The sequence below is a fragment of the Sorangium sp. So ce131 genome (genome assembly GCF_051519095.1).
In the GTDB taxonomy this organism is placed as follows: domain Bacteria; phylum Myxococcota_A; class Polyangia; order Polyangiales; family Polyangiaceae; genus Sorangium.
Map to the genome: position 1 here is coordinate 2,038,146 of NZ_CP150455.1, position 12,212 is coordinate 2,050,357.

15 protein-coding genes are annotated in these 12,212 nt (G+C 72.3%); 8 read left to right on the top strand and 7 right to left on the bottom strand.

Annotated features, from left to right (window positions below; all coding sequences use genetic code 11):
- Positions 1-54 precede the first annotated feature (54 nt).
- The gene (locus WMF43_RS07465; RefSeq protein WP_437678611.1) at positions 55-1,023 is read left to right on the top strand and encodes a LysR family transcriptional regulator; all 969 of its coding nucleotides are present in this window, start codon (positions 55-57) and stop codon (positions 1,021-1,023) included.
- 63 nt (positions 1,024-1,086) lie between these two features.
- Here the strand turns inward: WMF43_RS07465 and WMF43_RS07470 are convergent, their stop codons facing one another.
- Positions 1,087-1,566 (bottom strand): nucleoside deaminase, encoded by a 480-nt coding sequence (locus WMF43_RS07470; protein WP_437678613.1) that lies wholly within the window; start codon positions 1,564-1,566, stop codon positions 1,087-1,089.
- Positions 1,567-1,654: 88 nt separating this feature from the next.
- Positions 1,655-2,500 carry an AraC family transcriptional regulator gene (locus WMF43_RS07475; protein WP_437678615.1) on the bottom strand — a complete coding sequence of 282 codons (846 nt, stop codon included), beginning with the start codon at positions 2,498-2,500 and terminating at the stop codon, positions 1,655-1,657.
- Between the two features lie 150 nt (positions 2,501-2,650).
- Here WMF43_RS07475 and WMF43_RS07480 point away from each other — a divergent pair, with 150 nt between their 5' ends.
- Complete coding sequence (locus WMF43_RS07480) at positions 2,651-3,349, top strand: O-methyltransferase (protein ID WP_437678617.1); 699 nt, start codon at positions 2,651-2,653, stop codon at positions 3,347-3,349.
- 63 nt (positions 3,350-3,412) lie between these two features.
- Here WMF43_RS07480 and WMF43_RS07485 read toward each other — a convergent pair whose 3' ends face one another.
- Positions 3,413-4,033 (bottom strand): TetR/AcrR family transcriptional regulator, encoded by a 621-nt coding sequence (locus WMF43_RS07485; RefSeq protein WP_437678619.1) that lies wholly within the window; start codon positions 4,031-4,033, stop codon positions 3,413-3,415.
- 66 nt (positions 4,034-4,099) lie between these two features.
- Between WMF43_RS07485 and WMF43_RS07490 the strand changes: the two genes are divergently transcribed.
- The 3 genes from WMF43_RS07490 to WMF43_RS07500 all read left to right on the top strand — a co-directional run bounded on the left by WMF43_RS07490 (position 4,100) and on the right by WMF43_RS07500 (position 5,432).
- Positions 4,100-4,558, top strand: a complete 459-nt coding sequence (locus WMF43_RS07490; protein WP_437678621.1) for a VOC family protein — start codon at positions 4,100-4,102, stop codon at positions 4,556-4,558.
- Positions 4,559-4,687: 129 nt separating this feature from the next.
- Positions 4,688-4,942 (top strand): UPF0175 family protein, encoded by a 255-nt coding sequence (locus WMF43_RS07495; RefSeq protein ID WP_437678623.1) that lies wholly within the window; start codon positions 4,688-4,690, stop codon positions 4,940-4,942.
- 331 nt (positions 4,943-5,273) lie between these two features.
- The gene (locus WMF43_RS07500; RefSeq protein ID WP_437678624.1) at positions 5,274-5,432 is read left to right on the top strand and encodes a DUF3368 domain-containing protein; all 159 of its coding nucleotides are present in this window, start codon (positions 5,274-5,276) and stop codon (positions 5,430-5,432) included.
- Positions 5,433-5,551: 119 nt separating this feature from the next.
- On the opposite strand, the gene WMF43_RS07505 is transcribed toward WMF43_RS07500, so the two are convergent.
- Both WMF43_RS07505 and WMF43_RS07510 read right to left on the bottom strand, forming a co-directional pair.
- Positions 5,552-6,112, bottom strand: coding sequence for a GNAT family N-acetyltransferase (locus WMF43_RS07505; RefSeq protein ID WP_437678626.1), 561 nt, complete (start codon positions 6,110-6,112; stop codon positions 5,552-5,554).
- On the bottom strand, positions 6,109-7,422 hold the full coding sequence (locus tag WMF43_RS07510; RefSeq protein ID WP_437678628.1) for a hypothetical protein: 1,314 nt from the start codon (positions 7,420-7,422) through the stop codon (positions 6,109-6,111). The genes WMF43_RS07505 and WMF43_RS07510 overlap by 4 nt, the downstream gene beginning before the upstream one ends.
- Here WMF43_RS07510 and WMF43_RS07515 point away from each other — a divergent pair.
- Positions 7,421-9,013, top strand: a complete 1,593-nt coding sequence (locus WMF43_RS07515; RefSeq protein WP_437678630.1) for a PLP-dependent aminotransferase family protein — start codon at positions 7,421-7,423, stop codon at positions 9,011-9,013. The two genes, WMF43_RS07510 and WMF43_RS07515, sit on opposite strands and share 2 nt — an antisense overlap.
- A gap of 205 nt (positions 9,014-9,218) precedes the next feature.
- On the opposite strand, the gene WMF43_RS07520 is transcribed toward WMF43_RS07515, so the two are convergent.
- Both WMF43_RS07520 and WMF43_RS07525 read right to left on the bottom strand, forming a co-directional pair.
- Entirely contained in the window at positions 9,219-9,884 is a 666-nt protein-coding gene (locus WMF43_RS07520; protein WP_437678631.1) for a glutathione S-transferase family protein, read from the bottom strand.
- 87 nt (positions 9,885-9,971) lie between these two features.
- Positions 9,972-10,718, bottom strand: coding sequence for an SDR family oxidoreductase (locus WMF43_RS07525; protein WP_437678633.1), 747 nt, complete (start codon positions 10,716-10,718; stop codon positions 9,972-9,974).
- 155 nt (positions 10,719-10,873) lie between these two features.
- Between WMF43_RS07525 and WMF43_RS07530 the strand changes: the two genes are divergently transcribed.
- Complete coding sequence (locus WMF43_RS07530; RefSeq protein WP_437678634.1) at positions 10,874-11,650, top strand: DUF3943 domain-containing protein; 777 nt, start codon at positions 10,874-10,876, stop codon at positions 11,648-11,650.
- Between the two features lie 10 nt (positions 11,651-11,660).
- Positions 11,661-12,203 carry a YkgJ family cysteine cluster protein gene (locus WMF43_RS07535; RefSeq protein WP_437678635.1) on the top strand — a complete coding sequence of 181 codons (543 nt, stop codon included), beginning with the start codon at positions 11,661-11,663 and terminating at the stop codon, positions 12,201-12,203.
- The last annotated feature ends 9 nt before the right edge of the window (positions 12,204-12,212 follow it).

The following is a 12,212-nucleotide window of genomic DNA, read 5'->3' on the forward strand; positions in this document are numbered from 1 at the left end:
CGTCGAAGACATTGATCGCACGGATATGATGCCTCCAAGGCAACGGTCGAGGCCATGGAACTCCGACACCTTCGCTACTTCGTCACGATCGCCGAGGAGCAGAGCTTCCGCCGAGCCGCCGCCAGGCTCCACGTCTCGCAGTCTCCATTGAGCCGGCAGATGAAGGACCTCGAGGAGGAGATGGGCGTCGAGCTCTTCGCGCCCGAGGGCCGCGGGATCAAGCTCACGGCCGCCGGGAAGTCCTTCGCGGAGAGGGCCAGGAGCATCCTCGCGAGCGTCGACGCGGCCGTCGACGAAGCCAAGGGGATCGCCGAAGGCAGGCTCGGAACCGTGGTCATCGGCTTCGAGACGGGCACTACCTTCATGGGCTCGTTTCTGTCCCTCGTCGCGGCGTTTCGTCGGCGAACGCCCCGCGTCGGCCTCCAGCTCGTCCCCATGAGCAGCCTGGAGCAGTGGACGGCGCTGCGGCAGGGGACAATCACCTTCGGCTACGGGGCCTACGCGCCCGAGGACGACGCCCTCGCCCACCTCGAGATGACACGCGATCGACTCGGGCTGCTCCTCTCTCCCGAGCATCGACTCGCGCGGCGCAAGAAAGTCCGGCTTCGAGACCTCGAGAGCGAGCGCGTGCTGCTCCAGCCACGTCAGCTGTATCCGAGGCTCCACGCGGACATCATCACGGCGGCGCGCGCACAGGGCGTGACGCTGCGCGTGACGGCGGAGGTGCTCGACCTGGAGGCGCTCATGGCCCTGGTCGTGATCGGCGACGCGGTCACCTTCGTTTCGGAGAGGTTCTGGGAGCTGGCTTCGCAGACCTCGTTGCTGTGGCGGCCCGTCGAGGATCTCCACATCGATCTGAGTGAAGTCGTCACATGGCGCGCGGAGGACGGCGGCGCGCCCGCGGTGCGAGCCCTGATCGAGAGCGCGCGAGAGGTGAGCCCGCTCCTGCAGCACGCCCGAGACCACGCGCGCGTACCCAAGGCCGCCAAGCAAAAGCGAACAGAGCGGGCAACACCTCCGTGACCATTTCCCGGCGCATGTTCTCCCGCTGCGGGCGGCCGTCTCGGACGAGGACAGCCACGCGCGTCAGCGCACGGAATGGCGGCGCCGAAACAGCTCGCGAACCTCTTCCGCGAGGCCCTGGATGGGACCTTCCACGGGCAGCCCCGGAACGACCTCGCGGATCGGCAGGCATCTCACCGGCGGAGCCGGAAGGCCCCACGCGGTGAGCCAGCCGGCCAGTTGTTCCGAAGAACTCGCGTACACGATGCGGCCGAGCTGGACCCAGCCATGGGCAGCGGCGCACATGGGGCAGTGCTCGGTCGAGGTGAAGACCGTCGCCGCAGCCCGCTCGTCGCGGGCGAGGTTCGCAGCCGCCCAGCGCGCCAGCGCGAGCTCCGGATGGCAGGTCGGATCGCCGCCGCCCACGCGGTTGTGATCCTCGGCGAGGACCGTCCCATCCGCCGCGACCAGCACGGAGCCGAACGGCTCGTGGCCGGCCTCCAGCGCCAGCGCAGCGAGCTCGACGCAACGGTGCAGGTGTCTCATCTCGGTAGTGCTCGGCATGGCCGTCTCCTTCGGGGCACGGGGGTGCTGCTTCGTTCGCGCTGGAGGGGCCCTCGCAAGAAAGGGACCGCTCCAGACGTGGTGCACATCAAGCGGGCGCCGCCAGGCGGCCCGCCATGTACCGCGCGGGCGGCGTCCCGAGGGCCTTGCGAAACATGGTCACGAAGCTGCTCGCGCTCTCGTAGCCGAGGTCCAGCGCCACGTTTTGCACGGTCGCGCCGCGGGAGAGCTTCTGGATGGCGAGGATGATGTGGAGCTGCTGGCGCCAGCGGCCGAGGCTCAAGCCGGTCTCCTCGACCAGGAGGCGGTTCAAGGTGCGCTCGCCGACGCCGATCCGCTGCGCCCACGTCTTGGTCGTCGCGCGGTTCGCCGGATCGGCGGTCATCGCGTCCACCAGACGACGGAGCCGCGGATCGGTCGGCATCGGCAGGCGATGCTTCTCGATCGAGACCGTCGTGAGCTCGTCGAGGAGAACGCTCACGAGGCGCGCGTCCGGTCCTTCGAGATCGTAGAGCGCAGGACGCGTCGCCAGGCGCAGCAAGAGCTCGCGGAAGAGCGGCGTCACCGACACCGCGCAGCAATCCTGCGGAAGATTCGGCGCCGCGCCGGGCTCAACGAAGACGCTGCAGCCCTCGAGCGGCGCGCGCGCGCGAATACGATGCATCACTGACGCGGGGATCCACAGCGCCGATTGCGGCGGCACGATCCAGAGGGCGCTCGACGCTTCGCAGATCAGCTCTCCGCGCACCAGGTACACGAGCTGCGATTCGCGGTGCGCGTGAGGCTCGCTCTCGAGCCCGCCGCTCGCCATGCTGAGCCCGATCGCGTTCACCGGCCGCGCGACCGCGGTCTTCCAGCGCCCACGCGCCTCGATCGCGAAACGGCTCGCGAGCGACTCGAACGATGCCGCCGCGTCACGAGGCTCGTTCGCCACCTGGACGTCGCCACGGATCGTCCAGCCCGTCGGATGCGCAATCCGTGTCGCGCTCGAATTCCGCCGCCTCGCTGCCATGGCCGTTTCGCTAAACAATTTGTCCTGATTGCGCAATGCGGTCAAGGCGCCCGTTGCTTATCGTCTCCTCCCATGAAATCCGATCCCTTCGCCGTCCTGCCCGACGGGCGGGTGCGCGCCGTGCTGCGGCGCCTCCACGACGAGGCCGACCTGCAGGTGCCGGGCGTCCTCCTCCACTTCCTGCCGCAGCTGCCGCGGATGCTCCTCGGCCGCCGCGTCGACGCCCCTGGCACGGAGCTCGACTTCGCTGACAAGTACCTCGCGCTCGGGCGCGACCAGGGCGCGTTCTGCTACCTGACGGCGCGGGCGCTCCGCGCCAGGACGATCGTCGAGTTCGGCACGTCCTTTGGCGTCTCGACGCTGTGGCTGGCGGCGGCGGTGCGCGACAACGGCGGCGGCCGCGTCATCGGCACCGAGCTCGTGCCGGAGAAGGCGCGGCGCGCGCAGGCGAACCTGGAGGAGGCGGGGCTCGCGTCCTTCGCCGAGATCCGCGTGGGGGACGCGACGGAGACGCTGCGGGCGGACCTCGGCGAGGTGGACTTCATGCTCAACGACGGGTTTCCCCTGCGGGCCCTCGACGTGCTGAAGCTCGTCGCCCCGGCCCTGCGCCCGGGCGCCGTGGTCGTGACCGACAACGTCGGCGTCTTCAAGGCCGACTACCGCGACTACGTCGCCTATGTGCGCGATCCGCGCCACGGTTTCGCGTCGATGACGGTGCCCTTCCGCTCAGGCACCGAGTACTCGGTTCGGCAGCCGGCGCGCCCGGGCTGACGGACACCTGCCGCATCACGCTGGTTGCGGCGGCGCGCCGAGCGGTCCGGGCGCGCCGCGACGTCACCTCTCCCGACGGACCACCTTCATGCCTCGAAGCGCCTCGTCGAGCACCTGATCCATGAAGCGCTCGTCGAGCGCGGCGTGGCCCATGAGCAAGCGGAAGAAGAGCGGGCCGTAGAGGAGATCGAGCGCCACCTCGACGTCGAGATCGCCGCGGATCTCCTCCTGCTCGATCGCGCGCGCGAGGAGCTCCTTGCCCTCGGCGCGGCGCGCGAGGACGAAGTGGTTGCGGAACGCCTTCGAGAGCTCCGACTCGGCCTCGGACGCCGCGATCATCGAGGCGACGTGGCGGCCCGTGCTCGTCGCGAAGCGCCGCGCGATGGCGCGGAGCTGCTCCCGGAGCGCCGCGACGGCCGAGCGCCGCGTCCCTCCGGCGGCCTGCGCGGCCTCCTCCTCCATCAGCGCGGCCATCGCGACCGCGTGCCGGTCGGGCCACCAACGGTACACCGTGGGCTTGCCGACGCCGGCCCGCGCGGCGACCGCCTCCATCGTCACCGCGCCGGGGCCGCCCTCCGCGAGCAGCACACGCGCAGCCTCGAGGATCGCACGCTTCGCTTCCTGGCTCCGCGGGCGACCCCGCGGCTTCGGTTCGGCAGAAGGCTTCTTGACGGGACGATTCATTTACGTTACGTACTGTAACGTAAATCTTGTCGTTCGCCAAGGCGGACGTGGCGAGGAGGACATTCCATGGCCGTGAAGCCCGTTCCGGAGGAGAGACCGGCGCTGTCGCCTTACCTGGTCGTGCGGGGCGCAGCCCGGGCGATCGCGTTCTATGTCGAGGCGTTCGGCGCGAAGGAGCTGTATCGGCTCTCGGAGCCGAGCGGGAAGGTCGGGCATGCGGAGCTCGAGATCGGCGGCGCTCGCTTCATGCTCGCCGACGAGTACCCGGATTTCGGCGCGGTCGGGCCGCTCACGATCGGCGGCTCCCCGGTGTCGCTGCACCTCTACGTGGAGGACGTGGACAGGACGGTGGAGCGGGCGACGAAGGCCGGCGCCACGCTGCTCCGGCCCGTCAAGGACGAGTTCTTCGGCGACCGGACCGGCATGGTGGCCGACCCATTCGGGCACAAGTGGCATCTCGCGACACACAAGGAGGACGTGTCTCCGGAAGAGATGCAGAAGCGCATGAACGCGGCGTTCGCGTGACGTGACAGCGGAAGTAAAGCGTATTTGTGATGCGGATTACGGTTCTGGTGCGCCGTTCAGGGGGCACCGGGGCGCCTTGTTCTTCGAGCCGTCCTCGACACCGGGGGGCTCAAGGGATACTTGAGAGGTATGACGATCGTCGCCCTGACCGTACCCGACGACCTCTGCACAGCGCTGCACGTACCGGCTGAACGGCTGGCGTCGGAGATCGCCTTCGCTGCCGCAGTCCGGCTCTACGAAGAGGGTCGTGTTTCGCTGGCCAAGGCCGCCGAAATCGCGAGCATGGAGCGCTTTAGCTTCGCCGCCCGGCTGGCGGAGGCTGGCATCGCGACGGCCGCGTTCGACCCGGCTGACGCCGATGCTGCCAAGACGGCGGCCGGATGACGCAGCCGGTCGCGGTGATCAGCGACACGGGGCCGCTGAGCTACCTTCACCGGCTCGGGCGTCTGGACATTCTGCAACAACTCTATCGGAACCTGCTCGTTCCGCCGGCGGTGGTTGCAGAGCTCAACGTAGGGCTTCGCCTGGGAAAGGACCTGCCCGACGTGACCACCCTGCATTGGATCGAGCTGCGATCGCCTCCTGCTCATGCGCTTCAAGGGATTGACGGCCTAGGCGCGGGTGAAACCGAGGGATCGCACTGTCGCGGTCGCTCGCCGGGTCGCTGGTCCTCCTCGACGACGGTCACGCGCGAGATATCGCAGCATCCCTGGGCTTGCGCTTCACGGGAACTGTCGGCGTGCTCCTGGTGGCCAAGGAGCGCGGGCTCGTCGACAAGGTCGGTCCCGAGCTGGATCGCCTGAAGACATTCGGATTTCGTTTGGCCGCGCCTGTCTGGCATGCGGTGCTGAAGCAGGCGGGAGAGACGGATTAACGAAGGCGGAGCGTGTCGCGCCGGCCGATTCGAACGACCGACACCTCCCTCCGTGCGGCGTGCGCTCGCACGAGGTCATCCACTGGTGCCCTGAAACCCGGCGCGGTCGTCCGCCAGCTTCACGCGAGCTCGCGCCGCGACGGCGGCTCGCCGGCCACCGCATCCTCCCGGATGCGGGCATAGAGCAGGGCGTCGGCCAAACGGCCGTCCTTCACGACGTGCCGGCGCATCCGACCCTCGAGCGTATACCCCGCCTTCTCGAGCACACGCGCGGACGCGACGTTCCAGTCGAAGACCGGCGCCTGGATGCGCTCGAGCTCGAGCGACTCGAAGCCGTACCGCGTGAGCGCGACGACCGCCTCGGTCGCCAGGCCGCGGCCCCAGTAGGCCGCGCCGAGCCAGTAGCCGATCTCCGCGGTGTGGCGGTGCACGTCGCCGAAGCGCTCCAGCCCGATCGCGCCGGCCACCTCGCCGGCCACGACGATCGCCAGGTTCTCGCCAGGATCGGGGCGCCCCGCGCAGAAGGCGATCCACCCCTCGGCGTCCGCGCGCGTGTACGGGTGCGGGAAACGATCCCGGAGGTTCGCCCAGATCCGGCGGTCGTTCGCGGACCTCGCGAGCGCGTCGGCGTCGGCCGGGGTCCAGGGGCGGAGCGTGAGAGAGGGCGTCTCAAGGATCATGGGGCAACTTCCTCCGGTCGAGCCTCGCCGGCTCGGGTGGCCTTTCGATCGAAGAGCTTCACGAGCAGCTCGGAGCCGACGCCGGTCGCGATCATGCGCTCGCGGCGGTTCGAGAGCGCCGCGCCGAGCCACGGGACCGCGCCGCCGTCGCCGGCCGGGAGCGCGAGGCCGTCGTCGCGGCGGATGACGAGCTGGATGAACGGGCCGGCGTAGTAGCCGACCCCCTGCAGCCGCGCGAGGTCGTAGACGACCTCGACCTCCGGCCGCGCGGCCGCGAGCGGGCCGCCCACCTCGGCGACCCAGCGCTCGGCCCGCGCCGCGAGCTCCGGACCGAGGGCGAGCGACCGCACGGCGCCCACGAGATCCGCCGCGGCGCGCGGCAGGTCGACGCCCGCCTCGCGCAGGACAGCCTCCGACGAGCCCGGCTCGTGCGCCTTCGCCCGCCGCGCCATCGCGTCCACGTCGAGCCCGCGCGCGCCGAGGCACCCGCGGACCAGGTGCGTGTCGGAGAGCACGACCCGCAGGCCCGCCGCCCCGAACCCGGCGCCCGGGAGCGCGCGCACGAGGTCGGCCCACGCGAGCAGGTGCTCGAGCAAGGCCCCGCGCTCGCGCGCGTCGTCCTCGGCCCGGGACGGCGAGCGGACCGCCGTCAGCAGGGCGAACAGGCGGAAGTGCGGCGTGAAGCCCGGCTGGGTCAGCGGCTGCATGCGCAGGACGCGCTGGCTCGCGCAGAACCGCAGCGCCTCGCCGCCGCGGGACTCGCGCCGGCGCCGCGCCGCGTGCAGAAAGAGGCCCGTCGTCGGATCCGCGGCGACCTCGGCGAAGCGCACCGCCGCGAGCACGTTGTTCGGCTCGATGCCCGCGCACGCCGTGGCGCCGAGCGGCACGATCGGCGCGAGATCCACCGCCTCGAAGCGCGCCGCCGCCGCGAACGCCGCCGCGTCGAAGGCGTGCAGGCGCCGGGCGTCCGCGGTCGAGGCGTGCGTCATCGGCGCCCGCAGCGCGTGATCGAGCACGTCGGCGAAGCCCCGCCGCAGGGCGCGCCGCCGCAGGCAGTGGAGCAGCAGCGTGGTCAGCTCGTTGCCCGGGAGGTCGTCTGCGAGCAGCCGATCGAGCGGCTGCCCCGCGTGCGCCGCGGCCGCGCGCCGCGCGATGCGCGCCGAGAGATCACCCGTCTTGCCGCCGTCCGGCGCGCCGCCATCCGGCGTGCCGCCATCCGGCGCCCGCCCCCCGGGCGCGTCGGAGGGGGGCGGCGCGCCGGAAGGGGCCGGCGCGCCGGGCGGGAACGTGAGGTCTTCCGCGGAAGGCATGAGCTTGCTCCTCGTGGACAACCGTGGACCGGATCTGGCACCCTGGAAAGTGCCAGCCCGGCGGGTCTCGATGGTGCCAGCGTCCTCCGCCACCCACACCTTCCTCCGCCTGCGCCGCGGCGGGCCGGCGACCCTGGCCGCCCAGCTCGTCGAGCAGCTGCGCCGCGCCGTGCTGGAGGGCGTGCTCCAGCCGGAGCGCCCCCTGCCGTCGTCCCGCGAGCTGGCGCGGCAGCTCGGCGTTTCACGCAACACCGCGGTCGCGGCGTACGAGGCGCTGGCCGCGGACGGGACGATCGTGATGCGCCCCCGCCGGGCGCCCGTGGTCGCCCACGTGCCGGCCCGCGGCGGGCCGGGCGGAGGCCGCGCCCAGGCCGCGCCGCCGCCGCCGCCGCGCGCGTCGAAGAGCGCGCGGCGGCTCGCCGCGGTGGTGCCCGCCGACAAGCTCGACGCGCTCCTCGGCAGCCGGGCCCGCTCGCGGCCGTTCGGCGTCGGCCTGCCGGACCTGGAGCTCTTGCCGTGGCGCATCCTCGAGCGGTGCGTGGCGCGCCGATTCCGCTCGATGTCGCCCGCCGACGCGCTCTACGACGATCCACGGGGCGCGCTGCTGCTCCGGCGCGCCGTGCTCCACCACGCGGCGGTGGCGCGCGGCGTGCGCGCGACGGTCGACCAGGTCTTCATCACGGAGGGCTCCCAGGCGGCGCTGGACCTGTGCTGCCGCGCGCTGCTCGACCCGGGCGACGCCGCCTGGGTGGAGGACCCGGGGCCGCTGGCCCTCCGCGCGGCGGTGCACATGGCGGGCGCGCGGCTGGTCCCGATCCCCGTCGACGAGGACGGCCTGCGCGTCCAGGCGGGCGCGCGGCGGGCGCCGCGGGCGAAGGTCGCGTTCGTGTCGCCGGCGTCCGCGTTCCCCACCGGGGCGCGGCTGACGTTGCCGCGGCGGATCGAGCTCATGGCGTGGGCCGGCAAGGCGGGGTCGGTGGTCGTCGAGGTCGACTACGAGGGCGAGCTGCGCTTCGACGGGACGCCGCTGCCGTCGCTGCTGGCGCTCGACATGGAGGGGGTGAAGGACCGGGTGATCCACGTGGGGACCTTCAGCCGCTCGCTGTTCCCCGGGCTCCGGCTGGGGTTCATGATCGTGCCGCCCGCGATGGTGCGCGCCGTGGCCCAGATGCGCGCGGCGTCGACGCGCTCGCCGCCGTACCTGCTCCAGGCGGCGGTGGCCGACTTCATCGACGAGGGGCACTTCGCGCGGCACCTGCGCAAGCTGAAGCAGGCGACGCGGCGCCGGCGGGACGTGCTCCTGGGCGAGCTCGCGGGGCTGCTTCCGGACATGGGGTGGGTGCGGGCGCCGGCGGGCGGGGCGGTGCTGACGCTGGAGCTGCCGGCGGGGGTGGACGACGTCGCGCTGGTGCAGGCGCTCGCGGCGAGAGGGGTGGACGCGCTGGCGCTGTCGCGCAGCACGGCGGCGAGGCGGGGGCCGAGCGCGCCGGGGCTGATCCTGGGGTTCGGGGCGCACTCGGAGGCGGCGCTGCGGGAGGCGGCGCGGACGCTCGCGGGTGCGGTGAGGGAGGCGGTCGGGGGAGGGGGGTAGTCGGGAAAGGGGACGGGGCTGCCATTGCGGCGAGGTCGTCAGGATCCATCACGCCAACGCAAAGGCGCAAGCGCGCAAGGGCGCAAAAATACACAGAGAATTCTGGTTTGCGCCTTTGCGTTGAAATCTCTCGGGATCCCTGGCCAGGCTTGTGGCTCACTGCCGTACGTCCGCGCGGTCATCGACGGCCCTCGCGCCGCAGCGTTTACTTCTTTTGCATCATGGCCATGAACGCCTGGAGCGCCTGGGTGGCCTCGGCCTCGACCCGCTGGACGTGGGGGCGCTGCCGCAGCAGCCCGAAGTAGCTGTGCAGCTCGGGCCAGTCGTCGTACGGGTCCTGGCCGGTGAGCATCTTCAGCACCACGCTCGCCACCGGCATGACCGTGATCGCGGCGAGATCAGCATAGGTCAGCTCGCCGCCGGCGATGTAGGGCTTGAACTTCGCCAGGCGCCGGAGGCTGCTCACGCCGCGCGCGACGGTCTGCTGCGCGCAGGCCACCTGCTCGGGCGCCACCTTCTGTCCCAGGAGCGCCGCGGGCAGCACCGGGCGACACGGGCTGTCGATGCTGAAGTCGATGAGGGACATGACCGAGCGACACTGCGCCGCCTCCCAGGGGTCCTCGGGGAGCAGGCGGTTCTCCTTCGGCCCGATGGCCTCGATGTACTCGACGATCGCCTGGGACTCGATAAGGTAGCCCTCCGCGTCCGATCGCTTGATGAAGGGGACCTTGCCTGTCGGGCTCTTCGCCAGAAACGCCGCGTCCTGGGACGGGCGCGCCATCTCCTCCACGAAGGGGACCCCCTTCTCGAGCAAGGAGAGCTTCACCTTGTTGTAGTAGTTGCTTATCGCGAATCCATACAGCGTGATCATCCGGAGACCTCCTGTCCTTTCAAGGCGGCCCAGCAGACCGGACGTCCCCCCGCGCTGTCAAGGCTCACGGCCGCGGCCCGGCGGCGGTCAGCGCCCTCCTGCCACATCCAGGATGGAGCCTGTGCAGTAGGAGGCCTCCTTCGACGCAAGCCACAGGATGGCCTGCGCGACCTCCTCGGGGCTGCCGGCGCGCCCGAGCGGCAGGCTCGTCTTGAGTCGCTCCACCCGCCCGGGATCGCCGCCGCTCGCGTGGATGTCTGTCTCGATGATCCCGGGCCGCACGGCGTTGACCCGGATGCCCTCCGCGGCGACCTCCTTGGCGAGGCCGACCGTGAGCGCGTCGATCGCGGCCTTCGATGCGGCGTAGTCGATGTATTCTCCCGGAGAGCCGAGCTTCGCTGCGCGCGACGAGACGTTGACGATCGCGCCGCCCCCTCCGCCGCGGAGCGTCGACATGCGCCGGACCGCCTCCCGCGCGCACAGGAAGCTCCCGACGACGTTCGTGGAGAAGATCCGGTGGAGGCGCGCCTCGTCGATGTGCGCCAGGCGCGTCTGGCGCTCGAGCACGCCCGCGTTGTTCACCAGCACCGCGGCCGGCCCCAGCGCGTCGTCCACGGCCTGGAACATCCGCACCACGTCTTCTTCCCGGCCCACGTCCGCCCGCACCGCGATGGCCGTGCCCCCGTGCGCGTGGATCTCGTCAACCACCCTCGTCGCGGCGCCCTCGTCGCGCAGGTAACTCACCGCGACGGCATATCCCCGCTTCGCGGCGAGCAACGCTGTCGCGGCGCCGATTCCACGGCTGCCTCCCGTGATGAGCATGATCTCCGCCATCCCGCGCGAGCATAACCTGCTTCCCTGCATCCAGGAGCCCGCACGTCCATGGTGGGCGCGCGCGAGGATCGTCGTCGAGTGATGCCGTCATCGCGCTAGACTCGCCGCCCGGTCGCCGCTCCGGGACCGCACTCGTCCGCCGTCCCATGCTCCCGATGCGCCCGTGCACCGCCGCTGTCCTCTCCCTGCTGGCAGCTGCGTGCGCCGGCCAATCCACGGCCGCCCCGCCGGCCCTGGCCGCCGCGCCACCTGCCCCGGCCGCCCCGCCGGCCCTGGCCGCCGCGCCACCTGCCCAGGCCGCGCCGCCCGCCCCGGCCGCCGCGCCGCCGGCCCCTGTCGCCCCGCCGCTCCGCGCCTCCCCGGTCCGGGCCCCCGCGGCGCGCCCGCCCGCCGCGGCGCCCGCCCGCCTCGAGCCCTCCTGGACGCCGCCGATCGTGCACTCGCTCGCCGTGTTCACCGTCACCCGCAGCGTGGAAGCGGTGCTGTGGCCCGAGCCCTTCGCCGACCTCCGCCTCGAGCGCTGGGGGCATCACTACGGCGAGGCGCTCACCAAGCCGCCGCTCTTCGATCCGGCTCAGCCTGCCTTCCAGTGGGATCACGACCCCTGGCCCATCAACGTCGTCGGCCACGGCCTGCTCGGGAGCGAGATCTACCTGCGGGCCCGGATCTGCCGGTTCAGCGCCCCGGCCGCGCTCGCCTTCGCCATCGCCGGGACCCACCTCTGGGAGTACGGCTACGAGGCCAACGGCGTCCGCCCCTCGGCGCTCGACCTCGTGTACACGCCGCTCGCCGGGGCCCTGCTCGGCGAGCTTCGATATGCGACCTTTCGCGCGGCGGACGGCATCGCGAGCGCGACCGCGCGCGGGCTCGTGCGCGCGCTCGTCGATCCGCTCGGCGAGATCGAGCGGGGCGCCGGCGTCTTCGGCTGCTAGAACCCGGCGCATGGATCACTCGGCGCGCGAGCGCCTCGGGCAGCTCTTCGCCAAGGTGGACGCGTTCTTCGCCGGCGCGAGCGCGCGCCTCGGCGAGCGGATGGCCTGCCACACGGGCTGCAACGACTGCTGCCACCGGCGCTTCTCCGTCACCGCGATCGAGGCCGACGCCCTGCGCGACGCGCTCGCCGCGCTCCCGGCCGACGACCGCGCGGCGCTCGCCGCGCGCGCGCAGGCGGGCGATCCGGGCGTATGCCCCGCGCTCGACGGCGCGGGGAGGTGCGCCGTCTACGCCGCGCGGCCGCTCATCTGCCGGACACACGGCCTGCCCATCCGCTTCGCGCCGGCCGGCGGGCGTGTGTTGCCCGTCATCGACGCCTGCCCGAAGAACTTCGTGGGCGAGGACCTCGGCGCCCTCCCGGCAGGGTCGATCCTCGACCAGACGACGCTCTCGACGGTGCTCGGCGCCCTCGACATGGCCCACGCCGACGCGACGGGGCGGCCGCGCGGAGAGCGCGTCGCGATCGCCGCGGTGCTCTCCGGCGCGGGGTGACGAGCGCTC

Bases quoted from the DNA above. Each gene is read 5' to 3' on its own strand.
- WMF43_RS07485 (WP_437678619.1), bottom strand. From the start codon at position 4,033: ATGAATCGTCCCGTCAAGAAGCCTTCTGCCGAACCGAAGCCGCGGGGT.
- WMF43_RS07470 (WP_437678613.1), bottom strand. From the start codon at position 1,566: ATGCCGAGCACTACCGAGATGAGACACCTGCACCGTTGCGTCGAGCTC.
- WMF43_RS07535 (WP_437678635.1), top strand. From the start codon at position 11,661: ATGGATCACTCGGCGCGCGAGCGCCTCGGGCAGCTCTTCGCCAAGGTG.
- WMF43_RS07465 (WP_437678611.1), top strand. From the start codon at position 55: ATGGAACTCCGACACCTTCGCTACTTCGTCACGATCGCCGAGGAGCAG.
- WMF43_RS07480 (WP_437678617.1), top strand. From the start codon at position 2,651: ATGAAATCCGATCCCTTCGCCGTCCTGCCCGACGGGCGGGTGCGCGCC.
- WMF43_RS07505 (WP_437678626.1), bottom strand. From the start codon at position 6,112: ATGATCCTTGAGACGCCCTCTCTCACGCTCCGCCCCTGGACCCCGGCC.
- WMF43_RS07515 (WP_437678630.1), top strand. From the start codon at position 7,421: ATGAGCTTGCTCCTCGTGGACAACCGTGGACCGGATCTGGCACCCTGG.
- WMF43_RS07525 (WP_437678633.1), bottom strand. From the start codon at position 10,718: ATGGCGGAGATCATGCTCATCACGGGAGGCAGCCGTGGAATCGGCGCC.
- WMF43_RS07530 (WP_437678634.1), top strand. From the start codon at position 10,874: ATGCGCCCGTGCACCGCCGCTGTCCTCTCCCTGCTGGCAGCTGCGTGC.
- WMF43_RS07520 (WP_437678631.1), bottom strand. From the start codon at position 9,884: ATGATCACGCTGTATGGATTCGCGATAAGCAACTACTACAACAAGGTG.
- WMF43_RS07510 (WP_437678628.1), bottom strand. From the start codon at position 7,422: ATGCCTTCCGCGGAAGACCTCACGTTCCCGCCCGGCGCGCCGGCCCCT.
- WMF43_RS07495 (WP_437678623.1), top strand. From the start codon at position 4,688: ATGACGATCGTCGCCCTGACCGTACCCGACGACCTCTGCACAGCGCTG.
- WMF43_RS07490 (WP_437678621.1), top strand. From the start codon at position 4,100: ATGGCCGTGAAGCCCGTTCCGGAGGAGAGACCGGCGCTGTCGCCTTAC.